Raw genomic sequence first — 6,759 nt, 5'->3', positions numbered from 1 at the left:
TCTGTCATACCTTCTGAAGCATGCCCCATCAGGCTTTGCACTTGCTCAAGCGACCAGCCTTTCTTTTTGTACAAGTCTCCACCCAGTGAACGCAGCTCGTGGAATGTTGGCCTTTCATCTTCTGGGATGTTGTCGAACAGCCCTGTTTTATTTCGTACTTTTGTAAACGCTCTGGTCAGGTAACTTTCCCTGACAGCTGCCCAGTGTTGTTTGGTTTCGTTCTCTCTGGACTTCCGGCGATCTGGTTTGCGGTGAATGATGTATGGGCAGGCGATACCGGTCATGCGAGCCTTATTGATAATTTTTGCCAGATTCGGACTTACAGCGATTGAGAGCCGGGCACACTCTGTTCTGTCTTTTGTTTTCTGCTGAACGAGATAAAGGCGGCCGTCTTTAATATCAGAGAACTTCAGCTTTACTAAATCCTGTCTCCGCTGGAGGGTGATCAGCGCGAGGTCTATCGCGATCTTGAGCCACGGGTCTGCCATTTCGTAGATAATATCCAGCTGCTCTTTCTTGAGTCGCTGGCGCTTCTTCTCTACTTTTTCAGCATTGCGTGTTGGCAGTGTCTTCTCTGCAGGGTCTTCTCTGCACCAGCCTTTTGTCATGGCAATTCTGAAAACGCGAGACAGAACGGTGCGATGCTGTTTGTAACCATCGCCGTAAAAATTGGAATCCAGGTATTCAGCTACGTTCTGAACCGTCATTGCGTCCAGAACCCGGTTACCGATATCTTTTTCGAGCCGGTTTAGCCTGTATCCCATTTCCTGCTTTGATCTGTCACCCAACTTCAGGTTTGGGAGAATGTCTTCCTTGAAGCGGTCGATTGCATCCTTAACTGTTTTTGCAGCTGGGTTCAGAGTCTTTTCTACCAGGCTGCCAACATCCGGTTTTGCCATGGCATTCAGTTGGCGGGCTGCACTGATAGCCAGGAGACGGTCTCTCCCCATGGGCTGGTTATAAAAACCAGCTTTGGGGTTGTTGTAGTAGAAATATCCGTTACGGACATTTAAGTAGGGTGGGAGTCCCTTCTGACTTTTGCGAGCCATATTACTGCCTTTCCTTCTCAGGACGCTTTGCGGCGTGCCTGAAGCGCGGCATCTACCAGTGAGTTGCCTGTGGTGTTCTCTTCTATATCCAGATCAATGAACCAAATGTTGCCACGTTTGACAGCGCCGGGCTGATCTCCGTTCCGGCACCACGTGCGGACAGTAACTGGGTGAGGCCCACCAAGAGGGAAGCGCAGGCCAATATACTTATCTATTGGAACTAACCTCATTGTTCTTTTCTCCTAACTATCCTGTTTTTTGTTTCCGCATAAGCAACAAATAATTTGCTTATGCGGCCTTGCTCCGTATAAGAACGTGTTATGCGTACGTCTCGCAGTGCTCTTCGTAAGCCTCGATCTCCAGTTCCGCATCAGCATATCGATCAAATAAAAGCTCTCGACCAGTTCCACCAAGGAACGAGAATTTCACAACGAATTTGTTTTCTTCTTTGTACTGGTATGTGTGCGTGACATTCGTTGGGTTTATCCGAGTACCATCAGTACATCTGTAAAGTTTCATAGTTATCTCCAGTTATCAGTTTCACGCATAACAACTCAATGGGCTGGACGCACTGCGTGCGCCCGTCATTAGTCAACGGTTACACGTCTACTTCTAACTTCGGTATAGCCATCCAGTGTGTAGGATGACACCAGCAATCAAACTGGTGCTTAACATTTTGCGGGGAGTAATTATCAACTCCTGTGTACTTAGCCATGCGCACAAAATTATCGTGTGATTTATCCGCCTCTGGGCGATACACCAAAACAACCTGCCCCACATCTGGCACCTTTCTTTCAACACTTATCCACTGAGATGCTCGGTGATTCCATTCACCGCGTTCCATTTCCAAATCGCAAATGGCGCACTCCGCATATTCGCAGTATGTGTTTGTTGGCATGTCTGCCCGTGGAGCAGTCCCACAAAATGGGCAAGGTTTTAATTCTTCTGGCATATTCTTATTCCTGAATTATCGCGTGTAACAACCGCATCGTTGGGACACCTTCGGTGCCCCACATGCCAAACGGTTACACGCGCCGGTCATATTTGTTTCCGCCACGTCGGTTGTAAGTACAACGAGAGTGCGAGAATGCAGAAGCTGCTGCCTCACCAAACAATCCTTCTTTATCGTCGTGCCCTATACCTAAAACCTCATGGTATTTGTCGCCAGACAACACCATTAAAATCGCCTCCGGCTCACACTCAGTCGCATCCGAATCTATGTAGTCAGCCATTGTTCGCAGATAATCGGCCAGCCGTGATTTCTGCCTCAGATGCTCCAGCCTTGCTGGGAATGTTAAAACATTATCTTTCGCCATCTTTCACTATCCGTTGAATCTGCGTGTAACAACTCAATGGTCAGGACACACTACGTGCGCCCGTCATTAGCAAACGGTTATGTGTCAAGGTAACGGCTTATCCGCACACCCTTTTTTTCCTTCTGCGATATATCCAGCAATAAAATCAGGTCGTTGCATTACTGGCTTTTTGCCATTTATTTTTATTCGAGAAACATCAAACCAGTTGCCAGACTGAACTTCGCCGTCTTTATTAACTGGGGGAGTGATTACAGCCTGAACGCATCCGTAAAGATCAAATGAAACTGATGTGATTACGCCCTTAAATCCTGTTACAGAATCCTCTGCCTTCAGCCCCAAAAGTTCTATGTGATTTGTTACTTGCATTTAGTTATTCCTTTATTGATGAGAGACACATAACAACCGCATCGTTGGGACAGCTACGCTGCCCCACATGCTTCTCGGTTATGCGCTTTCTTTGCCTTCCGCTATCTCAATAGCCCTGTTCAGGTCATACCAGGCAGTAAAACCCAGCTCGACAGTATCCTTGCCATGGAAGTCAGCGCGCCTATTTAAATCATCTCGCGCCTGCTTCAGAGCTTTCAGCATGACTGGAGCAGCCGCCGACATAGTGGAATTTTTTTCTAGAAGGCTTTTCAACTTCCTGATTTCAGCTTCATAAGCTGCTTTTTCACACATGGCATAGCAGGGTGCCTCCCTGTAAACCAACTGCTTCATTTGGGTGAAAACCTGTGCAGCGGTCATTTTGTTCTGAGCGATCAGGTCTTCAATCTCACGCACTCTCTGTAGTTCCATACACCTATTCCTTAGTTAGTTCGGTGTTACACGCGAAATTCATTCTGGCCTTAGGGTGGCAAGGAGCCAGCTTGTCCCGGTTTTGATGTTTGGGTTTTGTTGTGTCGCATTTGTGATTTATGACTTCGGGATCAATAGGGCCGAATACGATTTCGCAATGCGCACAGAGGAAGTGCCTTTCTCCTCTTCCGTTAACGCCCCATGTAATGCCGCTCATAATTACAGCTCCTCAACCCCAATCCCCAGCTCCCGCGCAAGGTGGTAATCCTCAATACGCTTTCTCACCTTCATACGCTGAACTTCTTCGGATCGGGCCGTGACTTTTCGCGGCGCTTTCACAGCTGGGCGGGTTTTCACAACAAGCGGGCGCTTATTCGTTTGCTTAACCGCACGTTTGCTGGTGGCCGCTGCTCTCTTCTGAGCTTTGATCTTTTCCGCATTGCGGGCGTAGTAAGCACGGTTGGCTTTTTGTTTTGCTGTCAGGGCTTCTGCACCATTAGCACGGCTGCTCATGCTGCAACCTCCGAAAGATGTTTAACATTGGCTCGCACCAGTGCCTCGGCAACGACAGGCGATACACTGTTGCCGCATTTGGCTACCTGGTCTTTCTTGGTGAACGGCTTTCCGGAAGCGTCCGTATTGATAACGTAATCAGCAGGGAAGCCTTGTGCCTGATACAGCTCGTGTGGCTGAAGCATGCGCATACCAATATCAGTGATACGGTAAGCTTGCCCCTTAATAGTGATCAGCCCAAAGGTGTCTCGCCCAGTGATGGTGTGGAGAGGTTCATTGATAGGCTGACCCACACCAGCGCCGTAGTACTTCACAAGGAATGCTTTGATGTTACCGCACGTGACAGGATCAACCTCTGCTTCCATGGTAACTAATGCGTTATGGTCTGCTGCAGTTATGGTGTGCAATGGCTCTTGAATATTGCTACCGGTAACGCCTGTGTAGTGTTTGGCGATGAATGCGGTTACCAGGGCAAAACTTCCACCCTTCGGCCATGCTGTGATCGTGCGCAGTGGCTCATCAGCGCTTTGTGCGATAGTGCTACCGTTGTAATTGGCGATAGGCACTATGAATGGTCGGTTGCTCTCCAGCACAAACTTCTGAACACCTTTGGCAATTCGCTTCAGGGTGTTTTCAGCCAGAGGGCGGCGAACACCCAGTGCGTTGCCTTGTTCTCGCGTCAGGAAGATGGACGGGCAAGGGATTGACCAGTCAATACACTCTGCAGCTGCTCTGTATGGCTGACCCGTGCCATCCCCGTGGGTTTTCTCCGGCCATACGATCGGTAAACCGTCACGGCGAGCAATCAAAAACAGGCGCTTTCGAATAGTTGGAGCCCCATAGTCGCAGGCGCGCAGCTCGCGGTAATCAACCTGGTATCCAAGGGATTCCAGCTTGTGGACGAACTGCTTGAAGGTTTCGCCCTTACGAGCAGGGCAGGGCTTACCATTCTCGAGTAGTGGCCCCCACTCCTGAAACTCCTCCACGTTCTCCAGCATGATGATGCGGGGCTGCACACGCTTAGCCCAGCGAACGGCTACCCAGGCAAGGCCGCGAATGTTCTTCTTTCTTGGCTTTCCACCACGAGCCTTGCTGTGATGGGTGCAATCCGGGCTGAACCATGCCAGGCGAACAGGGCGACCATTGCAGGCTTTCACTGGGTCAACCTTCCAAACGCTTTCGCAGTAATGCTTGGTGTTTGGATGGTTCACCGTGTGCATAGAGATAGCTGCAGGATCGTGGTTGATAGCAATATCAACAGGCTTACCCAGCGCTGCCTCAATGCCGGTTGAGGCTCCACCACCTCCGGCGAAATTGTCCACATCAATCTCGCCGAAGTTCATTCCAAACTGGGTATCAGTGCGGTAGTGGTTCATTGGTCATCACCCGAATTTTGAACTGTCATACCAGGGAAAAGATTGATTTGTTTCATTTTCTCAAATTCCCTGAGCCACACTGTTTGCCATGACTTGGAACGGTATGGGCAAAGTTCAGCCCCCCCCCTACCGGAAAGTGCAGTTTTGCGAGCGTGATTTCTGGCTGCCTCTTGCGGAGGTACGCGTTTTTCCTTGCTCATGCCGCCTCCTCTTCACCGATAAGCGCCAGCATTCTGCTCTCAACATCCTGCAACCACTTCTTTGAAGGCTTGTACTTCAGGTAAACGCTGGCGTTAAACACCGTGCGTTCAATCGGATCAGCAATGGCTTCATCTCTCACCCATACGTCAACGTGATCAATAGCGCCGCTCACTGTTACGGTTACAACCAAACTGTTGCTTTTGTTGGTGCTTATTTGCAGGGCCAGCAGAGTGATGCTTGCAACAATAATCATGCAGTCAGTAGAGACTGGCACTTCTGGCATGTCATTAGGGTTCTTGCGCTTGCTCATGCCGTCACCTCGACATCTGTTGCCTCATTGGCTTTCTTGCTTTCAGCAACAGTCAGGGCGCCAGAAAGAAATGCCTCCTTAATCGTGTTGAACTCCCAGCAATAAGTCTGAGCATCAACATAAACTCGAATACCATCTCGGTAATCGTGTCTCTTGCGCTTAATAAAGCGTTCAGCAGCTGCCTTGGTGAAGTGTGAATTGACGTACTCCCATGTTTCAGACATTCCAGTGACAGTGTGATCTTCTTGCTCAGCAAGCATGTCCCATTGCTCGCCTTCATCTAGATCTTCAAAGTCGCACTCAAAACCTTTCTCTTCAGTGGCGAGAGCATTCAGTTCTGCCTGACCTTCATCGTCAAGGTCTTCCCAGTAATCAGCAGGAAACTCCCAATGCGAGTCTTCAACAATTACAACCTTCTTGGCGTCATAATCGAGGTCTATTCCGAAAATAAACCGACGAGCCTGTACGATGAAAATAGCGTCAGCTGTACAGTGATCTCTAACGCCTTCACCCTTTGTGTCGTGGTGCAGTCGCTTCACGAAGTCAGCTAAGGTTTCCTTGTTCAGGTCAGCCCCGTTTGCGAGGGTATTTGCTTTATCGCTCATGCCGCCACCTCATCACTCTGATGCTCCAAACCACCCAACCCCATAAACTGATCATCAATCAGCCCTGCCAGCGTGCTGCACATCAGCGTCATATCCGCATCAAAGCGTTCGGCTTCGGTATCTGCGTTCAGGCTGTCTGACTGTTCCAGCAGCGTGTCAGTAAACTTGAAGTTGCTCAGGCGCAGGTCATCATTGAGCTTGAAAGTGCAGGCCGCGTCGTAATGCATATCCAGCTGACTCACTTGCATGCCGGTTCGGATATGACTCAGAATCTCGTCGCTGAGAACATCCTGGCGCTTGGCGCGGATCTCGCCGCCATCGTCACCCAGGTCTTTCAGCAGAACGCTGTCCCCCAGCTTCATCATGTGCGGTACTGATGTGGGGTGTTCCAGCCAGCGGGTCATAGTGCTGGCAGGTGAGTGTTTCAGTGCTGGTGGCACGATGGGCAGAGAGCCGAGAACGGAGCGTACAAGACTGGTGAGCTCTTCAGCTTTGCGAAAGCTGGACGCATCCACAACAAACCGCCGGGCTTTCAGATCAATCCATGCCCGTACACGGATGCGACGGGTGAAGGCGCGGGGCAACAGATCAAGG

12 protein-coding genes are annotated in these 6,759 nt (G+C 49.9%); all 12 read right to left on the bottom strand.

The window, feature by feature from the left end; translation table 11 throughout:
- Positions 1-1,049 (bottom strand): tyrosine-type recombinase/integrase (locus E1189_RS03750; protein ID WP_155158731.1); only part of this gene is annotated, 1,049 nt, incomplete at its 3' end.
- Positions 1,050-1,066: 17 nt separating this feature from the next.
- The gene (locus E1189_RS03745) at positions 1,067-1,279 is read right to left on the bottom strand and encodes a DNA-binding protein (protein ID WP_155158730.1); all 213 of its coding nucleotides are present in this window, start codon (positions 1,277-1,279) and stop codon (positions 1,067-1,069) included.
- Between the two features lie 368 nt (positions 1,280-1,647).
- Positions 1,648-2,001 carry a DUF551 domain-containing protein gene (locus E1189_RS03740; protein ID WP_155158729.1) on the bottom strand — a complete coding sequence of 118 codons (354 nt, stop codon included), beginning with the start codon at positions 1,999-2,001 and terminating at the stop codon, positions 1,648-1,650.
- Positions 2,002-2,074: 73 nt separating this feature from the next.
- Positions 2,075-2,365 carry a hypothetical protein gene (locus tag E1189_RS03735; RefSeq protein ID WP_155158728.1) on the bottom strand — a complete coding sequence of 97 codons (291 nt, stop codon included), beginning with the start codon at positions 2,363-2,365 and terminating at the stop codon, positions 2,075-2,077.
- Between the two features lie 84 nt (positions 2,366-2,449).
- Positions 2,450-2,731, bottom strand: coding sequence for a hypothetical protein (locus tag E1189_RS03730; RefSeq protein ID WP_155158727.1), 282 nt, complete (start codon positions 2,729-2,731; stop codon positions 2,450-2,452).
- A gap of 78 nt (positions 2,732-2,809) precedes the next feature.
- The gene (locus E1189_RS03725) at positions 2,810-3,160 is read right to left on the bottom strand and encodes a hypothetical protein (RefSeq protein WP_155158726.1); all 351 of its coding nucleotides are present in this window, start codon (positions 3,158-3,160) and stop codon (positions 2,810-2,812) included.
- 219 nt (positions 3,161-3,379) lie between these two features.
- The gene (locus E1189_RS03720; protein ID WP_155158725.1) at positions 3,380-3,673 is read right to left on the bottom strand and encodes a hypothetical protein; all 294 of its coding nucleotides are present in this window, start codon (positions 3,671-3,673) and stop codon (positions 3,380-3,382) included.
- Positions 3,670-5,049, bottom strand: a complete 1,380-nt coding sequence (locus E1189_RS03715) for a DNA cytosine methyltransferase (protein WP_230460121.1) — start codon at positions 5,047-5,049, stop codon at positions 3,670-3,672. Before E1189_RS03715 ends, E1189_RS03720 begins: the two co-directional genes overlap by 4 nt.
- The gene (locus E1189_RS03710; RefSeq protein WP_155158724.1) at positions 5,046-5,249 is read right to left on the bottom strand and encodes a hypothetical protein; all 204 of its coding nucleotides are present in this window, start codon (positions 5,247-5,249) and stop codon (positions 5,046-5,048) included. The genes E1189_RS03715 and E1189_RS03710 overlap by 4 nt, the downstream gene beginning before the upstream one ends.
- On the bottom strand, positions 5,246-5,560 hold the full coding sequence (locus E1189_RS03705) for a hypothetical protein (protein ID WP_155158723.1): 315 nt from the start codon (positions 5,558-5,560) through the stop codon (positions 5,246-5,248). Before E1189_RS03705 ends, E1189_RS03710 begins: the two co-directional genes overlap by 4 nt.
- Positions 5,557-6,165, bottom strand: coding sequence for a hypothetical protein (locus tag E1189_RS03700; RefSeq protein ID WP_155158722.1), 609 nt, complete (start codon positions 6,163-6,165; stop codon positions 5,557-5,559). Before E1189_RS03700 ends, E1189_RS03705 begins: the two co-directional genes overlap by 4 nt.
- The coding region (locus tag E1189_RS03695; RefSeq protein WP_196221165.1) for a recombination-associated protein RdgC at positions 6,162-6,759 on the bottom strand (598 nt) is incomplete at its 5' end. The genes E1189_RS03700 and E1189_RS03695, both read right to left, overlap by 4 nt.

Source organism: Parendozoicomonas verongulae, assembly GCF_009711465.1.
GTDB classification, from domain to species: Bacteria; Pseudomonadota; Gammaproteobacteria; order Pseudomonadales; family Endozoicomonadaceae; genus Sansalvadorimonas; species Sansalvadorimonas verongulae.
Note: the sequence above shows the minus strand (reverse complement) of the source record. Positions and strands in the feature narration are given on the sequence as shown.